General features: G+C 72.9%; 14 protein-coding genes. 11 read left to right on the top strand and 3 right to left on the bottom strand.

The features are described 5' to 3' along the window. Positions 1-749 precede the first annotated feature (749 nt). The 10 genes from ACFYML_RS04915 to ACFYML_RS04960 all read left to right on the top strand — a co-directional run bounded on the left by ACFYML_RS04915 (position 750) and on the right by ACFYML_RS04960 (position 11,860). The gene (locus ACFYML_RS04915; protein WP_387419352.1) at positions 750-1,748 is read left to right on the top strand and encodes a glycosyltransferase family 2 protein; all 999 of its coding nucleotides are present in this window, start codon (positions 750-752) and stop codon (positions 1,746-1,748) included. Next, on the top strand, positions 1,745-2,980 hold the full coding sequence (locus tag ACFYML_RS04920; RefSeq protein WP_387419353.1) for a glycosyltransferase 87 family protein: 1,236 nt from the start codon (positions 1,745-1,747) through the stop codon (positions 2,978-2,980). Before ACFYML_RS04915 ends, ACFYML_RS04920 begins: the two co-directional genes overlap by 4 nt. Further along, positions 2,980-3,984: a glycosyltransferase family 2 protein gene (locus ACFYML_RS04925; protein WP_387419354.1), complete on the top strand. Its 1,005-nt coding sequence runs from the start codon at positions 2,980-2,982 to the stop codon at positions 3,982-3,984. The genes ACFYML_RS04920 and ACFYML_RS04925 overlap by 1 nt, the downstream gene beginning before the upstream one ends. Further along, entirely contained in the window at positions 3,981-5,057 is a 1,077-nt protein-coding gene (locus tag ACFYML_RS04930) for a glycosyltransferase (RefSeq protein WP_387419355.1), read from the top strand. Before ACFYML_RS04925 ends, ACFYML_RS04930 begins: the two co-directional genes overlap by 4 nt. Next, positions 5,054-6,091: a lysylphosphatidylglycerol synthase domain-containing protein gene (locus ACFYML_RS04935; RefSeq protein WP_387419356.1), complete on the top strand. Its 1,038-nt coding sequence runs from the start codon at positions 5,054-5,056 to the stop codon at positions 6,089-6,091. Before ACFYML_RS04930 ends, ACFYML_RS04935 begins: the two co-directional genes overlap by 4 nt. A gap of 76 nt (positions 6,092-6,167) precedes the next feature. Then, positions 6,168-7,490 (top strand): aspartate aminotransferase family protein, encoded by a 1,323-nt coding sequence (locus ACFYML_RS04940; RefSeq protein WP_387419357.1) that lies wholly within the window; start codon positions 6,168-6,170, stop codon positions 7,488-7,490. Continuing rightward, complete coding sequence (locus ACFYML_RS04945; RefSeq protein ID WP_387419358.1) at positions 7,484-8,527, top strand: NAD-dependent epimerase/dehydratase family protein; 1,044 nt, start codon at positions 7,484-7,486, stop codon at positions 8,525-8,527. Before ACFYML_RS04940 ends, ACFYML_RS04945 begins: the two co-directional genes overlap by 7 nt. Continuing rightward, entirely contained in the window at positions 8,527-9,480 is a 954-nt protein-coding gene (locus ACFYML_RS04950) for a UbiA prenyltransferase family protein (RefSeq protein ID WP_387419359.1), read from the top strand. The genes ACFYML_RS04945 and ACFYML_RS04950 overlap by 1 nt, the downstream gene beginning before the upstream one ends. Then, complete coding sequence (locus tag ACFYML_RS04955; RefSeq protein ID WP_387419360.1) at positions 9,477-10,715, top strand: endonuclease/exonuclease/phosphatase family protein; 1,239 nt, start codon at positions 9,477-9,479, stop codon at positions 10,713-10,715. The genes ACFYML_RS04950 and ACFYML_RS04955 overlap by 4 nt, the downstream gene beginning before the upstream one ends. Next, positions 10,712-11,860, top strand: coding sequence for a glycosyltransferase family 4 protein (locus tag ACFYML_RS04960; protein WP_387419361.1), 1,149 nt, complete (start codon positions 10,712-10,714; stop codon positions 11,858-11,860). The genes ACFYML_RS04955 and ACFYML_RS04960 overlap by 4 nt, the downstream gene beginning before the upstream one ends. Before the next feature lie 27 nt (positions 11,861-11,887). Here the strand turns inward: ACFYML_RS04960 and ACFYML_RS04965 are convergent, their stop codons facing one another. Then, positions 11,888-14,128 (bottom strand): hypothetical protein, encoded by a 2,241-nt coding sequence (locus ACFYML_RS04965; RefSeq protein WP_387419362.1) that lies wholly within the window; start codon positions 14,126-14,128, stop codon positions 11,888-11,890. Between the two features lie 190 nt (positions 14,129-14,318). On the opposite strand from ACFYML_RS04965, the gene ACFYML_RS04970 reads away from it, so the two are divergent. Then, on the top strand, positions 14,319-15,563 hold the full coding sequence (locus ACFYML_RS04970; RefSeq protein WP_387419363.1) for a PucR family transcriptional regulator: 1,245 nt from the start codon (positions 14,319-14,321) through the stop codon (positions 15,561-15,563). 9 nt (positions 15,564-15,572) lie between these two features. Here ACFYML_RS04970 and ACFYML_RS04975 read toward each other — a convergent pair whose 3' ends face one another. Both ACFYML_RS04975 and ACFYML_RS04980 read right to left on the bottom strand, forming a co-directional pair. After that, positions 15,573-15,821 (bottom strand): potassium transporter TrkA, encoded by a 249-nt coding sequence (locus ACFYML_RS04975; protein WP_387419364.1) that lies wholly within the window; start codon positions 15,819-15,821, stop codon positions 15,573-15,575. A gap of 142 nt (positions 15,822-15,963) precedes the next feature. Continuing rightward, on the bottom strand, positions 15,964-16,167 hold the full coding sequence (locus ACFYML_RS04980) for a hypothetical protein (RefSeq protein WP_387419365.1): 204 nt from the start codon (positions 16,165-16,167) through the stop codon (positions 15,964-15,966). Positions 16,168-16,541: the final 374 nt, after the last annotated feature.

Raw genomic sequence — 16,541 nt, forward strand, 5'->3', positions numbered from 1 at the left:
CAGGTTCTGCCGCCGCCAGCGGTCGCGATTGAGTGCGGTCGCGACGAAACACCAGCCAGCCGCTGTCGCCAACCAGAATTCTCGCGCTCCTGAAACCGTTTTCCGGGCCACCGGACCGACCCGGGATCGAGGCACCACCGCCCGCCACGAAAGAAAAGGAACCGACAGCCGCCAGGATCCCTCCACGTGCAGCGTTCGACGCCTCCCCGATCCCTCACGTTCCACGCTGATTAATCCGGAACTGCGGCCACCGGCCACCCGGAAACCGCACGACCAAGCCCCGCCTCGGGGCAGCGCCCTGGATGGCCACGCCCCCGCCGCGCCCGCCGACACCGGACCCGAAACAGCAGGTCAGACGGGCTTACCTGACGATCGGGGCAGTGCACCCGACCCCAATGCGCCGATATTGACCGTTATCGAATAAATCGATGAGCATCTTTGCCGCACAAGAAGTCTTTCGGGCATTCCGCCCGAGGGTCAGACCGTTCATCCGGCAAGTTCAATCGATGGTCGTCGAGTCCTTGACGGACTCTCCACCCACCCGCAAGATATAGGCGGTCATCATTTGATGGGTGACCCCCACGGCTATCCATTCGCCCAGCCTGCGAGCACGGGAAAGAGGCAAGGAAGCTTCTTACGCTCGCCATCGAAAGCTGCCAGCAACACCTGATGCAATTGTTCACGGGGGGCAAGGAAATGTGCCGGGACGGCCGGCACATGGGCCGCCTGACGCGTGAAGGAGAGACGCAGTGAACCCGCTGGTCTCAGTCGTCATACCCTGCTACAACCGGGCGCGCACGGTCGAGCTGTGCGTACGGTCGGTGCGGCAGCAGACGTATCCGGCCATCGAGATCATCGTGGTCGACGACGCCAGCAGCGACGGCTCCGCCGCCGTTGCCGAGTCGGCCGGCGCCACCGTTCTGCGCCTGGCGACCAACAGCGGCCCCGGGGCGGCCCGAAATCTGGGCGCCGAGCGGGCTCGCGGAGAGATCCTGTTCTTCCTCGACGCGGACGTCGCACTCGAGCCGGGCAGCCTCGCCGCGGCGGTCGCGAAGCTGCGGTCCACGCCACGGCTGGGCGCGATCTGCGGGGTGCTGCGACCGGAGTCGCTGCTGTCCCGCAACCTCATCGCCGAGTACCGGGCCCTGCAGATGTACCACTGGTGGCTGGCCCGGGAAGGCCCCATGGACGGGCTGCACACGGCCTTGTGCGCGCTGCGCACCGAAGTGTTCCGCGAGATCGGACCGTTCAATCCCGACCTGCGGCACACCGAGGCGCCGGAGTACGGGCACCGGATCCGTCAGCGGTACGACGTGCACAGCACCGCCGATATCGCGGGCGTGCACGACCACGACACCACGCTGCGCGTGCTGCTGCCCAAAGTGTTCCTGCGGGCCCGCGCCAGCGCCGTCGAGGTGCGACGCGGCGAGGTGCTCGGCGGCGCCGCCTCGCGCGTGCTGGCCAGCGGCCTGGTCCTGGCCGCCGCGCTCACGCTGCCGGTACCGCTGGTCGCGTGGCCCGGCGGCGTCGCGGTGCCGCTGGTACTCGTGGCCGTGGCCGCCGCGCTGGACGCCCGCACCTACCGCCGGGTGGTGGTCAGCCGGGGAGTCCGCTTCGGACTGCGGTTCGCCGGGGTCCACCTGCTATACCAGCTCACCTCGGCGGCCGGCGCGGCGATCGGGACGGCGCAGCGGCTCCTGCGCCGTGCCGCCTGGCGGGCCGTCCCCTCGGTCGGGACCCCCCGGTGATCGTGCTTACCTGCGGCCGGACGCGCTCCGCGCGGGCGGCGGTCGCGGGCGCCGTACTCCTGGCCGCCGTCGCCGCGACGGTCGCGGCGATCGTGGCCGTGCACTGGGTCGCGGCTCGGACCGGGAGCGCCTGGTCTCCCGGCGGCGACCTGGCGGTCTACCGGGACGCCACCGAGGCGGTCCTCGCGCACCGTTCGCCGTACGAGGTCAGCCGCGCCGGGTACGGGTTCGTCTACCCGCCGTTCGCCCTGCTGGCCATGGCACCGCTGGCGTGGCTCGGCCCGACCGCAGGGTTCTGGGGATGGACCGTGCTGTCGGCGCTCGCCGTCCCGGTCGTGGTGTGGCTCCTGGTCGACCACCTCACCCCCGCGACTGACCGACGGCGGCCGGCCCTGCTGGCAGCCGGCACCCTGGCCGTGCTGCCGCTCTCACCGATCGCGGGAACGCTGCTGCTGGGCAACGTGAACATCCTCCTGCTGGCGCTCATCCTGGTCGACCTGCTGCTGGCCACGGGGCGCCACCAGGGCGTCCTGGTCGGCGTTGCCGCCGGGATCAAGCTCACGCCGCTCGTCTTCGTCGGCTACCTCCTGCTCACCGGCCGCACCCGGGCCGGCCTGACCGCCCTGGTCACCTTCCTCGGGACCGTGGGAATCGGCTTCCTGCTCCTGCCCGCCGCCTCCGCCACCTTCTGGGGCGGCGCCTTCCTGGACAGCTCGCGGACCAGGCCGCCCGGCGAGGAGGCGTTCGGCAGTTCCATCCGGGGTGCGGCGCTGAACCTCCTGCCCGGGCCCGGGCAGGAGGCGTGGCTGCCGACCAGCGTGGCGGCGGGCGCGGCGGGACTGTGCGTCGCGGTGTGGGCGAGCCGCCGGGGCGAGGAACTGACGGGCATCCTGGCGTGCGCGGTGACCGGGCTGCTCGTCTCGCCGGTCACCTGGTATGCCCACTGGGTCTGGTGCGTGCCCCTGTTGGCGCTCCTCGCCATTCGGAGCCGGCACCGGCCGGGCCGCGCCCGGGTGCTCGTCGGCAGCCTGTGGCTCGTCTTCGCCCTGCCGCTACCGTGGTGGGTCGCGTACGTCGTCGGTTGGGCGCCGGCCCCGGAACGGGCCTGGCTGATGCCGGTCGAGCTGCTCTACACCCTCACCGGCGCGGCGCTGCTGGTCCTGGCGGCGGTCTGGCTGCGCCGCACCGGCCCGGTGGGGCCGGGCCACGCCCCCGTCGGCGGGGGGCACTGATGGCGACGCTCGACGCGGTCGCGGTGATCGTGCCGAACTTCAACAAGGCCAAAACCCTGCGCGCCTGCCTCGAATCCATCTACGCCCAAACCCACCAACCCACCGAGGTCATCGTCGTCGACGACCACAGCACCGACAACTCCCCCGCCATCGCCCACGACTTCCCCTGCACCCTCATCACCACACCCACCAACCAAGGACCCGCCGCCGCCCGCAACACCGGCGCAGCCGCCAGCACCGCACCCCTGCTCTTCTTCGTCGACTCCGACACCGCCCTCGCCCCCGACGCCATCGCCAACGCCATCCACCTCCTCCACCACACCCCCGACGCCGGCATGGTCCAAGGCATCTACGCCCCCCACCCCCTCTACGACGACGGCCCCGTCGAGGCATACCGCGTCGCCTTCGAACACCACTGGCGCAAACGCAGCGTCGGACGGGACCGAGCAGCGACACTCTTCGCGGCCAGCCTGATTCCCCGTGCGGTGTTCAGCGAGGTCGGCGGGTTCGACGAGCGGCTGCGTACCGGGGAGGACGCCGAGTTCGGCACGCGGATGCCCGACCGGTACCGGCTGGTCGTCACCGACGCCGTAGTGACCCGGCACGACGACGTCGACCGCTTCCTGCCGTTCGTACGGGAGCAGTTCAGCTTCGCGACCGCCACCCCGCTGGTCATGCTCCGCGCCGGACGACGGCGCAACGCCGGCACCGGGTTGCGGGTGAACGCGGTGTCGCCGACGGGGCTGGTGCTGTCCGGGCTGAGCCTGCTGGCGCTGCCGCTCCTGCCCGTCCTGCCGGGGCTGCTGCCCCTGTGGCTCGCCCTGCTCGTGGCGTCCACCGCGATGAGCCACGACTTCCTCCGCTTCACTTACCGGCTGCGGGGCGCCGGCTTCGCCGCATACGCGACGGCCATGCACACGCTGTTCTACGCCCTGGCAGTGGTCGGCACCGGGGTGGGCGCTCTGCGGGTCGCGTACGTGCTGGCCCGGGGGTGGGCGCGGTGAACGGGCCCGACGCGGTCGCGGTGATCGTGCCGAACTTCAACAAGGCCAAAACCCTGCGCGCCTGCCTCGAATCCATCTACGCCCAAACCCACCAACCCACCGAGGTCATCGTCGTCGACGACCACAGCACCGACAACTCCCCCACCATCGCCCACGACTTCCCCTGCACCCTCATCACCACACCCACCAACCAAGGACCCGCCGCCGCCCGCAACACCGGCGCAGCCGCCAGCACCGCACCCCTGCTCTTCTTCGTCGACTCCGACACCGCCCTCGCCCCCGACGCCATCGCCAACGCCATCCACCTCCTCCACCACACCCCCGACGCCGGCATGGTCCAAGGCATCTACGCCCCCCACCCCCTCTACGACGACGGCCCCGTCGAGGCATACCGCGTCGCCTTCGAACACCACTGGCGCAAACGCAGCGTCGGACGGGACACCGGTGCACTGCTGGCCGCGAGTCTCATCCCTCGTGCGGTGTTGACCGAGGCCGGCGGGTTCGACGAACGGCTGCGCGACGGCGAGGACGACGAGTTCGGCACCCGGCTGCCGGCCCGGTACCGGCTGGTGGCGACCGACACCGTGGTCACCCGGCACGACGACGTCGACCGGCTGCTGCCGCTGCTGCGGGAGCAGTTCGTGCGCGCCGGCACGAAGCCCCTGCTCATGGTGCGGACGTGGCGGCGGCAGCGGGCCGGGGCGGCGGGCGCCCGGGTGGGGATGATGTCGCCAGACCGGTTCCGGCACCTCGAGTGGTCCGCGCGGCTGTCCCTGGTCGCGTCCGGGCTGGCGCTGCTGACGGTGCCGTTGGCCGTGGCCGTGCCGTGGCTGCCACTGACCTGGCCGGCGTTCGGCGTGGTCGTCATCGCGGCCAACCATGGCTTCCTGCGGTTCGTCTACCGGTTGCGGGGTCCCCGGTTCGCCATGTTCGCGGCCGGGATGCACCTGCTGGCCCACGCCACCCTCGTCGCCGGGCTCGCCGCCGGATTGCCGCGGGCCGCGTACGCGCTGCTGCGGGAGGGGACCCGCGGGGCGCGGTCGCGTCCGGCGGAGGCGGGGGCGCGGCGATGATCCTGGACACCCCGCTCGGCCCGGACCCCGCCGCCGAGCGATCCGGGAGGCGGTGGCGGCGCCGGCTGTGGCGGCTGGCCACGGTGGTGTTCGGCCTGGTGGTCACGGTCGCCGTCGGGCGGGCACTGGCCGACCAGGACTGGTCGGTCGTGGCCGTCCTGCTGAGCCGGCGCGACGGCGCTCAGATCGGCCTGCTGCTCGCCGCCGCCCTGCTGGCGGCGACGGTGGGGCCGTTGCTGGGAATGCTCTCCTGGCGGACCGTCCTGCTGGAACTCGGTCCGCCGGTCAGCCCGACGCGCGTCGTACGCATCTTCTTCGTGGGGTTCCTCGCCAAGTACGTCCCCGGCAAGGTGCCGGGCGTGGTCGCCGCCGTCAAGGTGGCCACGGCCAACGGGGTGACGCTGTCCCGGACGCTGGTGGCAGGGACGCTCAGCATGCTCCTGGTGCACTCGACCGGGCTGACGGTCGGGCTGCTCACCGGCGCACAGGTGCTCGGCGGTCGGGCGGTGTGGCTGGTGCTGCCTGCCCTGCCGGTGCTGGGGGTGGTGTGCTGGCCGGGCGTGCTCAGCCACGTCACCCGTCTGGTGCTGCGGCTGCTGCGCCGGCCCGGGCCGGCGGCGGCGGTGTCCGGCCGGGCGGTACGGGTAGCGGTGGCGTGGCAGACCCTCTCGTGGCTGGTCAGCGGCCTGCACCTGTGGCTGCTGGCGGTGGCGATGGGAGCCGCCCCCGGGCGCGCGCTGCCGCTGTGCGTCGGGGCGTTCGGACTGGCGACCGTCGTCGGCGTCCTGGCCGTCGTCGTACCGGACGGGCTCGGGGTGCGCGAGGCCGTGCTGTCCGGAGCCCTGGCGCTGGTGCTGCCGCTGCCCTCGGCGGTGGCGGTGGCCGTGGCGAGCCGGTTGGTGACCACTGTGGGCGAGGTGGTGCTCGGCGGGGCCGCACTGGGGGCGGTGGAGGTGGTCCATCGAAGGTCGTCCGCATCGGATGCGGCGTTCGTGAGGGAGATGAGCGGTGATGCGCAGGTTGATCGGGCTTGAGGAGTGCGAACAGCTGACGACGCGGGAGGTCCACGACCTCTACCGTCGGTACGTCAGCCGGTCGCAGGTGTCCTTGATGACGACCTTCGGCTTCGGCCGGGAGCTGGTGGACCGGGCGGAGGGCGCCTGGGTCCACATGCGCGACGGCAGCCGGGTGCTGGACCTCTCCGGCGGGGTCGGCGTGCTCAACCACGGCCACAACCACCCGCGCATCCTCGCGGCGCGGGCCCGGTTCGCCGAGCAGCGGCGGATGGAGGTGCACAAGGCATTCTTCTCGCCGTACCTGGCGGCGCTGAGCCACAACGTGGCCGAACTGCTGCCCGGGGACCTGTCGATCTCCTACTTCCCCAACTCGGGTGCGGAGGCGAACGAGGGCGCCATCAAGATGGCGTACAAGTACCACGGCGGCCGGCGCGGGACCATTCTGCGGGCCGACATCAGCTTCCACGGCAAGACGCTCGGTGCGGGCAGCCTGACCGGGTCGGCGGAGAACCACTTCCGGTTCCCGGGGCTGCCCAACGCGGTGGTGTATCCGTACGGCGACGTGGCGGCGGTGCGGGCGGCGGTGGAGGCCACCCGCCGGTCGGACGGCAGCTGCGACGTGTACGCGCTCATGGTGGAGCCGTTCAGCGCGTCGAGCATGCGCTGCTGGTCCGAGTCGGCGCTGCGCGAGCTGCGGCAACTGTGCACCGACGAGGACGTCGTGTTGATCTTCGACGAGGTCTACACCGGCTGGGGCAAGACCGGCAGCCTGTTCTACTTCATGCGCCACGACGGCCTGCTGCCAGACATCCTCACCTACTCGAAGTCGCTCGGCGGGGGCAAGGCGTCGATCTCCGGTTACACCGCACGGGAGCGCCTGTTCCGCAAGGCGTACGACCGACTCTCCGACGTGATCCTGCACAGCACCACCTACTACGGCTTCGGGGAGGAGACCGCCACCGCCATCGAGGCGGTGAACGTGGTGGTGGACGAGGACTTCCCGGGCCGGGCCCGGCAGGTGGAGGCGATCCTCGGCCCGGGCCTGGAACGCATCCGCGCGAGCCACCCGGACGCGGTGGACCGGGTCGCGGGGGTGGGATCGCTGTACGGCGTGTTCCTCAACAGCGGCCCGAAGCTGCTGGAGTTGGCCGGCAAGCTGGTGCCCGGGTTCACCCACGACCCCCGGTTCGGCACCAAGCTCATCACCCTCTCGGTGATCGCGCACCTCTACCGCGAACACAAGATCATGACGTACTACAGCCCGAACGTCGAGAACCCACTCATGGTCGCCCCCACCCTCATGATCGAACCGGCCGACCTGGAGCACTTCCTGCGGGCGCTGGACGCCACCCTGGCGCTGGGACTACGCCGGCTGCTCACCGGATTCGTCCGGGAGAAGGTCGGTGCCGCGTGGTAGGCGACGGACGCCGGGTCGTGGTGACCGGGGCGAGCGGCATGCTCGGCGGCTTCGTCGTCCGCCGATTGCGCGACGAGGGCGTACCCGTGCACGGGGTGGACCTGCGCGCCCCGGCCGAGGCCGAGGTGAGCGCCACGGTGGCCGACGTGCGGGACCGGGCCGCCATGACGGCGGCGTTCGCCGGAGCCGGCGCGGTCGTGCACTGCGCCGCCGCGCTGCCCAGCTATGCGCCGACCGAGATCCACTCGGTGATCGTGGACGGCACCCGCACCGTGCTGGCCGCCGCCCGGGACGCGGGCGTGCCCCGCGTGGTGCACATCTCCACCACCGCCGTGTACGGGCTCCCCCCGGTGGTGCCCACCCCCGAGACCCACCCCCGCCAGCCGGTGGACACCTACGGCCGGGCCAAGGCCGCCGCGGAACAGGTCGCCGAGGAGTTCCGCGGGCGCGGACTCTGCGTACCGGTGCTACGGCCGAAGACGTTCCTGGGCCCCGGGCGGATGGGCCTGTTCGCCATGCTCTTCGAATGGGCGCACGAGGGGCGTCACTTCCCCATCCTGGGCCGGGGCGACGTCCGCATCCAGATGTGCGCCGTCGAGGACCTCACCGAGTGCGTACTCATCGCCCTGCGGGCCGACCCGACCCAGGCCAACGACACCTTCAACGTGGCCGCCACCCGGTTCGGCACCCTACGCGAGGACTTCCAGGCGGTCCTCGACGCCGCCGGCCACGGCCGGCGGGTCATCTCCGTCCCGGCCCAGCCCGCCCTGCTCGCCCTCCAGTTGCTCGGCCGCGCTCGGCTGTCCCCGGTCTACGACCGGCTCCTGCACAAACTGCTCGCCGACTCCTACGTCAGCACCGACAAGGCCCGTCAACGGCTCGGATTCACTCCCCGGCACTCCAACCAGGACGCCCTCCTGCGCACGTTCCGGTGGTGGCAGGCCCAGCGGTCCCGAGGCGAGGCCCACCAGGCCGGCCGCACCAGCCGCGAACCGTGGTCGCAGGGCGCGCTCCGCGTCGCAAAGGTGTTCTTCTGATGAACCCGGTCATCCACACCGGTGCGGCGGTCCGGACAGCCGCACCACAGTCCACCGGCGCCAGCCGGGTCGGCACGCTGGCCGGCGCCCTGCTGCGGCTGGCCCGCCCCGGGCAGTGGCCGAAGAACTTCCTGGTCATCTGCGTACCGCTGCTCGACCCGCTGGCCTGGAACCACGCCGCACTGGCCAACCTGGGCGCGGCGGTCGTCGCGTTCACCCTCGCGTCCGTGCTCGTCTACGTCCTCAACGACCTCGTCGACCGGCGACGCGACGCGCACAACCCGGCCCGGTGGCACCGCCCGCTCGCCTCCGGCCGGCTGTCGCCACGGGCCGCGGCGCTGTTCGCCGCGACCGTTGCGGTGCTGCTCGTCGGCGTGCTTACCCTCCAGGCGGCGGCCACCGTGTGGCCGGTGGCCGGCTATCTGCTGCTCAACGTCGCCTACTCGCTCGGCCTCAAGCACGTCCCGCTGCTGGACGTCTTCCTCGTGGCCACCGGCTTCGTGCTCCGGCTCGTCTACGGCTACCTCGCCACCGGGGCCGCGATTCCCGGCTGGCTCCTCACCGCCGTGTTCACCCTGTGCCTGCTGCTCACCCTCGGCAAACGCCGCCAGGAACTGCACAGCACCGGCGGCGAGCACCGGCCCGCCCTACGCGGTTACACCGTCGCCCTCGCCGACCAGCTCATGCAGTTGTCCGCCACCCTCACCGCCGGCAGCTACCTGCTCTACCTGCGGAACGAGGCACCGCTGGGCGACTACGCGTCGACCGCGCTGGTCCTGCTGACCCCGATGGCCGTCTTCGGGCTGTTCCGCTACCTGCAACTCGTCCTGGTGCACAACGCGGGCGGAAGCCCGGTCCGGGTGCTCGTCCGGGATCCCGCCCTGGTGGCCAACACCGTCCTGTGGGCCGCCCTGTCCGGCGGGCTCCTGCTCGCCGCACGGGGGCAGTGGTGACGGCCGACCGGTCGGCGGTGGCCGATGGCACGCCAGACGTGGTGAGCCACTCCGACGCCGTCGAGGCGCCGGCGGGTACGACTGAGGGCGCGGGCGCCCCGCGGTCGCGGCAACGGCGGTGGATCACCTTGGTGGTGCTGGGCGCGGCCGGCTCGTGGCTGGTGTTCGTGGCGGCGCACCGGGTCCTGTCCGGCCGGGTCTGGTGGTGGAACCTGCCGGACCTGGCGCCACCGCTGCTGTTCCTCGCCGTCCCGATCCTGCTGCTCGCCGCGCTGCCGCTGGCCCGACCCGCCCGGATGGTCGGCGCGCCGCTGGCCGTGGCGGCGCTCGTGCTCGGTTGGCCCGGCGCGGGGGTCAACATCGCCGCCCTGTGGCACCGGCCCGCGCTGGCGCCGCCGGGCGCGATCACCGTCTTCTCCTGGAACACCTGGTACTGGGACCAGTTGGTCCGGACCGGACCGCGGGGCGAACCGATCCGCGACCCGGACCGGTTCTACCGGTTCCTGCGGGCGCAGGCCGCCGACGTCTACCTCCTGCAGGAGCATCTCTACATCGACGGACACGACTGGTCGCCGCTGCCGGTGACCGACCCGGAGCGGGTGCGCCGCGAATTCCCCGGCTTCCACGTCGCGGTCTCCGGTGAACTGGTGACGCTGTCCCGGTTCCCGATCGTCCTGGACCGCCCGGTCGACCTGCGCCCCTGGCTGGCCGGGCAGTGGCCGGACCTCCCGCCGGCCGACTCGCGGCTGCCCGCCTACCACACGGTCAAGACGCTCCGCACCGACCTGCTGGTCGCCGGCCAGGTGCTCTCCTTCTACAACGCCCACCTCTACGTACCGGTCGTCGGGCTGCCGGCCCGCGGCGGCGGCACCGCCGAGGACGGCGTGGCCCGCCAGGACCTGCGGGAGGCCAACTACCGCGCGGTGGCCGCCGACGTCGCCGGCAACCCACACCCGGTCGTGCTGGCCGGCGACCTCAACACCTCGCCGGCCATGCGGCTGCTGCGGACGCTGCCGGACCGGCTGGTCGACGCCAGCCCCGCGCTCGACTCGCTCTATCCGACCTCGTGGGCCCGCTACGGGCTGCCGCTCTGGCGGCTCGACTGGGTGTTCACCACCGACGACGTCGACGTGCACCGCTACCGGATGGTGCCCGCGGACGGCCTGTCGGACCACCGCGGGCAACTCGTCGTCGTGTCGCTCAGAGACTGTCGAGAAAGGACGCCGTGTCGATGAACCACCCGGAGCAGTGGTACGACCTCACCGTCGCCCTGACCTACTACACCCCGTACATGAGCGGCGTGACCCACACGGCCCGTACCGTCGCCGAGGGGATGGCGGCGCGCGGTTGGCGGGTGGCGGTGGTGGCCAGCCAGCATGACCCGGCCACCCCACGCCGCGAGACCCTCAACGGGGTGGACGTCTACCGGTCCCCCGTGCTCGGCCAGATCACCCGGGCGCAGATCAGCCCGGCGTATCCGATCGAGGCGGCCAGGATCGCCCGCCGGTCCGACGTGCTCTACCTCAACCTGCCGATGGCCGAGGCGGCGGTGCTGGCCCGGCTCGCCCGACCCACGCCGATCGTCAGCATGCTGCACATCGACCTCTACCTGCCGCCTGGCCTGCTCAACCGGTTCGCGGTCGCCGCGTCCGACGTCACGTCGCGGGCCGCGCTCCGCCGCTCCGCGGCCGTGGTCACCAACAGCGACGACCAGGCCCACGCGTCGAAGTTCTGGCCGCTGGTGGCGAGGCGGGAGTTCCGCCCCATCCCCGCGCCGTGCCTCGACCGCCGCGGCGGCCAGCCGCGCTACCGTCGGACTGACGGGCTGCACGTCGGCTTCCTGGGCCGCATCGTGGAGGACAAGGGGATCCCCTACCTCGTCCGGGCCTTCCGGCGGATCGCCGACCCCGACGCTCGGCTGCTGATCGGCGGCAACTACCGGACCGTGATGGGCGGCGACAACCTGGCGGACATCCGGGCGGAGATCGGCGCGGACAGCCGCATCCAGCTCCTCGGCGAGCTGCACGGCCAGGAGATCGCCGACTTCTACGCCTCGATCGACGTCTTCGCGCTGCCGTCCGTGGCGGAGTCGTTCGGCATCGTGCAGGCCGAGGCGATGATGTGCGGCGTCCCGTCGGTGACCACCGACCTCCCCGGCGGGCGTTATCCGGTGCTGGCGACGCAGTTCGGTACGCTGGTGCCGCCCCGGGACCCGGCGGCGCTGCACCGGGCGATCCTGGAGCTGGCGGCCACCCCGGCCGACTGGCGGGAGGCCAAGGCCCGCGAGGCGCGCAAGCTCTTCGCGGCCGAACGGAGCCTGGACGAGCACGAGGAGCTGTTCACGCTGGTGCGGGAGCGGGCTGCCAGACGGATACGGTGACCGGAGGCCCTGACCGGCTGGCAGCCGCTAGCGGCGATCCTCCCGGTCGAGGTAGTCGGCGAGCTCGATGACGACGTCCGTGTAATGCGGGTCGGTGTGGTACGGCCAGTGTGCCTCGATCGGCGGCGGGACGGTGTCCATGGGTGGGACGGTGACCGCGCGCGGGTCGCGCAGGCGCACGTCCACCTGCCCGGCCGGCCCGCCGACGGCGGGTTTCTGGCCCGGGTGGTGCGTGGAGAAGATGGCCCCGCTGATCGGGTCGGTGTTGCGCCAGAGGTTGCGCCACCGCCACCCGACGCGTTCGCCGACCTCCCCGAGGACGTCCGCGCCGAAGTAGGCCGGCATCAGGTGGCCGTAGAGCCGGCGCAGCGGTGAGCCGTAGGTGAGCAGGGCGACCCGGTGCAGGGTCTCCGGCGGCAGTTGCAGGATGGCCGCCGCCGCCAGCGCGGAGCCGTGGCTGTGCCCGGACAGCACCACCTTGTGCTCCCGGGTCAGGGCGCTCACCCGCCGGGCGAGCTCCGGCACCGCCCGCTCGGCATAACAGGGCGGCGCGAACGGATGCGTCGTCCGGGGGAAGAAGGTACCCAGGTCCCACAGCACCCCGGCCGCCCGCCGGACCTCCGGCGAGACGTACGCCAGGAGGCCGATCAGCACGAGCCCGATGATGATCAGCCCGAGCGAGATCGTCCCCGCGTCGGTGAGATAGGCCGCGAGCCCCACGAACGTCCCACGGTTGCCGCTGACCTGCTGCGCCAGCTGGGTCGGCCCGATCTCGATCAGGTCAAGCGCGGTGAACACGAGGCTGAGCAGGGAAAGCACGAAGTACACGATGAGCAGCGGGCTGAACTGCTCGGCGAGGCGTGACCTGCTGATCGCGCGGCGCACCGTCTGCACCTGCCCGGCGGCCTGCGGGGGCGCGTCGGGAAAGTCCTCCCGGCTGATCCGCTCCGCCAGCCGATCCCGCCGGCGCCGGCTGAACCGGCCCGCGTACAGGCCCACCACGGTGACCAGCAGCACGGTGAACAAGGCGCCCAACGCCTCCCACCGGTAGGCGATCGGCGGGTCCAACGGCGGGGAGCCGGGCGGCGGGGGATGCCCGGGACCCGGGATGTCGCCCCGGTCGAGGATGTCGGCCACCCGGTAGACGAGTCCCGCCGTGATGGTGGCCGCGAGACCGGCCGCGACCGCGCCGAACACCGGGGCGCCCAGGCCCCGGAAGAACGCCCGGGCCGCGGGCGGGGCGGCCCGCTGCTGCCACACGGTGATCACCGCGAGCGCCAGCAGCAGCGTGGCCTGTCCGAGGATCACCAAATTGACGCTGAGGGCGAAACCGGGCAGCGCGCCTCCCCGAGGTACGGGAGGACGCGGCAGGAGGGCGTACCCGGCGGTGAGAACGGTGATCGCGATGACCGCCACCCGCAGCGGCCGGATGACCGTCCTGGTCCAGTCCCAGCCGGTGTGCGGAGCGCTCAACGCGGGCAGGCAGAGCAGCACCACGCAGGCGGCCACGAGCAGCGCCGCCGCAGCGAGCAGCGCCACCCCGACCGGCCGGTGGTCCAGGGTGATGAGGGCGAAGAGGGCGCTCGCGTCGAGCGTGCCGTAGGCGATCGCCACGTGGATCGACCGGAGCCGCCCGACGATGGTCTCCCCGCTCCAGAAGCCAGGCGCGTCGAGGCGGTCCCCGGGCGGGGCGCCCGAGCTGCCGTAGCTGGACCGGAACGCCTCGTAGGAGCGCGCGGAGCGCTTACCGACCCACCAGATGACACGGATGGTGGCGGCCGGGAACACGGCGAGGACGACCATTCGCGGCCCGATCGGAAACTGGTCGAGCCAGGCCAGGTACCCCCGCCCGGCGGTGCACGGCCGGTACTGCACGCACTGCCAGCCGACGAGGTCCAGGGTGACGCCAATGATCGACAGCACGAAGATGGCGGTGATGGTGGCGCCCAGCACGCGGCAGAGGGCCTTCACCGTGTCGCCGTTGCCGCCCGGGGGCCGCAGCCACGCCGCCAGGTTGCTGAACATGAAGGGCAGCAGGAAGAGCAGCGACAGTGTCCGGGCCACCGTGCTCACGGTCAGGTTCCGCCACTGGTACGCCTCGATGACCACCCCGCCCGGCCCGGACGTGTCGCCGAAGCCCGGGCGCGGGCGGTAGAAGCCGGCGTTGCGGTCACCGGCGACCCGGACCACCACCGGGTGGTCCAGCAACTCCTCCGCCCGCACCCCGGTGACCCCGTGTATGCGCAGCTCCACCACATCTCGCGACATCTGCCCCTGACCACGCCGTCGGGTCGCCCCGGGCCGCCGCGGGCCCGCTCGAGCCTGCCGCGCGCGCATACCCCGGACCGGAAGCGCTATGCCCGGCGAAGCCGGCTCCGGCGGCCGCCGCTGCCCCCTCGCTAAGCTGGCCGGGTCCGGATCGTGGGGAACCGGCAACGTGCCAGGAGGAGCGGCGGCGATGACCGGTGGCGTCCGGCGGTCCGGCCAGGGCCCCGCGGCCGAGACCGACCGGGACGCGTGCCTGGCGGCGGTGGCCCGAGCCGCCAGCGCCGACGCCGGCGGGGTGCCCGTGGACCTGCTCGGCGACTACCTGTGGCTGCTCGCGGAGGCAGCGGTGACCGGGCGCCGGCCACGGCGGGCCGAGCTCGACGCCGTCGGCGTGCTCGGGCGGCGCGCCGCCGAGCAGGGCGTGTCGGCCGGGCGCGCGGTCCAGCTGTACCTGTCGGCGGCCCGCCGGCTGTGGCAGCAGCTGCCGCAGCTGACGACGCCCACCGACAGCACGGGGGTACGCGCGTCCGCCGAGGCTGTGCTGCACGTCGTCGACAGCGCGGTGGCGACCCTCGCCGAGGGCTACGCCGCGGCCCGCCGGGAGCTGGTCCGGCGGGAGGAGACGCTGCGCCGGGAACTCGTGGACGACCTGCTGCGCGGCGACTCCGACCTGGGCGGCCTGGTGGAGCGGGCCGAGCCGTTCGGGTTGGACCTGGCCCGGGTGCACCAGGTGGCGCTGGCCGCACCGAGCCGGCGCCTGCCGGACACCGACGCGGCGATCAGTGCCCTGGAGGCGGTCATCTTCGATCGTCTCGGGGACCGTGACGTGCTGGTGGCCACCAAGGAGGGGCTGCTGGTGGTGATCGCCCCCGCCGACGCGGTTGCCCCCGACCGGGGTGGCCGCGGACGGGGCGCGGTCGGCGACCTCGGGCGGCTGATGCACGCCGAGCTCGACCGGCTGCCGCGCGGCGGCCCGTGGCAGGTGGCGGTCGGCCGCCCGCACCCCGGCCTGTACGGCATCGCCCGTTCCTACGAGGAGGCCCGGGAGGCGCTGACGATGGCGCAGCGGCTGAACGCCGACACGCCCGTCATCGACGCCCACGACCTGCTCATCTACCGTGTCCTGCTGCGTGACCAGCCGGCCATCGTCGACCTGGTGCAGGCGGTGCTCAGCCCGCTGCGGCACGCCCGCGGTGGTGCCCAGCCGTTGCTGGACACCCTCAACGCGTACTTCGCCACCGGCGGCGTCGCCACCGAGGCCGCCCGCCGGCTGCACGTGTCGGTCCGCACGGTCACCTACCGGCTGAGCCGGATCAGGACGCTCAGCGGGTACGACCCGAACGACCCCAGCGACCGGTTCACCCTGCAGGCCGCCGTGTACGGCGCGCGGGCGCTGGACTGGCCACGTCACCCGCTGCCCGGCCCCGCGGCGTAGCCGGCGGCCTCACCCGCACCGGTCGCCGCCGGCGGCCACCTCGACCACCTCCAGCAGGCCCAGCAGGCCGGCCAGCGCCACCGCCTCGGAGCGGGTGAGGCGGAAGCCGCAGGTGCTGTCCGGATCGTGCAGGTCGTCGTGGATGACGTCCCGGCGATCCTGCCCCCGGTACTCGACCACACCGATTCGGCGACCCTGCTCGGTCGTGAATGTGTGCCGCACTCCGATGCCCGGCAACGGCGTACGTTCGATCTTCATGGGGTGCTCCGTACTGGAAGGGCTGGTGGGGGTGACCGCGATCCCGTGGCCGGCCGACGCCGACCGGTGGCGGCGCGCGGCGTGGCCGCGCCGCCGAGGGGCGGGGGTACGGGCCGGGACTGCGGGTGAGGTTCGGGTGGCGTCAGCTGACGGCGGGCCGGCCCGGCGGCGCCCGGTCAGCCGACCAGGCGGGCACACATCCCGGGATCGCCTTCGCCAGCCTGACCACGATGCACAGGCCCACGGCCGGGCGGGCGTGCCGGAACGCGGTGAGCACAGCGACCAGCACGAGCATCGCCAGGGCGCTGCGCTGGGCGACGTCGGACCGGTGCCGGTGGGGTGGCATGCGGTCACCATAGCCCTCCGGAACACGCCGCCGGTGCCGCCCGGTTGCGGGGTCTGCGGCGGCGGGCGGACGCCGCCACCCGCTCCGGGTGCGCCACCCCGCCGGGTGGCGCATCGGTTGCGCGGCCACCGGCGGTACCTCGCCGGTGGCCGGCAAGCAAGCCGCGGGATGTTGGCCGGCCGTAGGCCATGTCAGTCCGCCGCTTCCGGCCGACGCTGGAGGTCCGACAGGTCCTGACCGGCGAGGAGGTGGGTGATGACGACCAGCATGGTTGCGCTGCCATTTGTGCCGGCCGGTCGAGCCTCGGCTGCCCCGCCGACGTCTCCCGGCCGCCGCGACGGCGCCGCGACACCCTGGCGCTGCCGTCCCCGCCG

This window comes from Micromonospora sp. NPDC007230, from assembly GCF_042869115.1.
In the GTDB taxonomy this organism is placed as follows: Bacteria; Actinomycetota; Actinomycetes; order Mycobacteriales; family Micromonosporaceae; genus Micromonospora.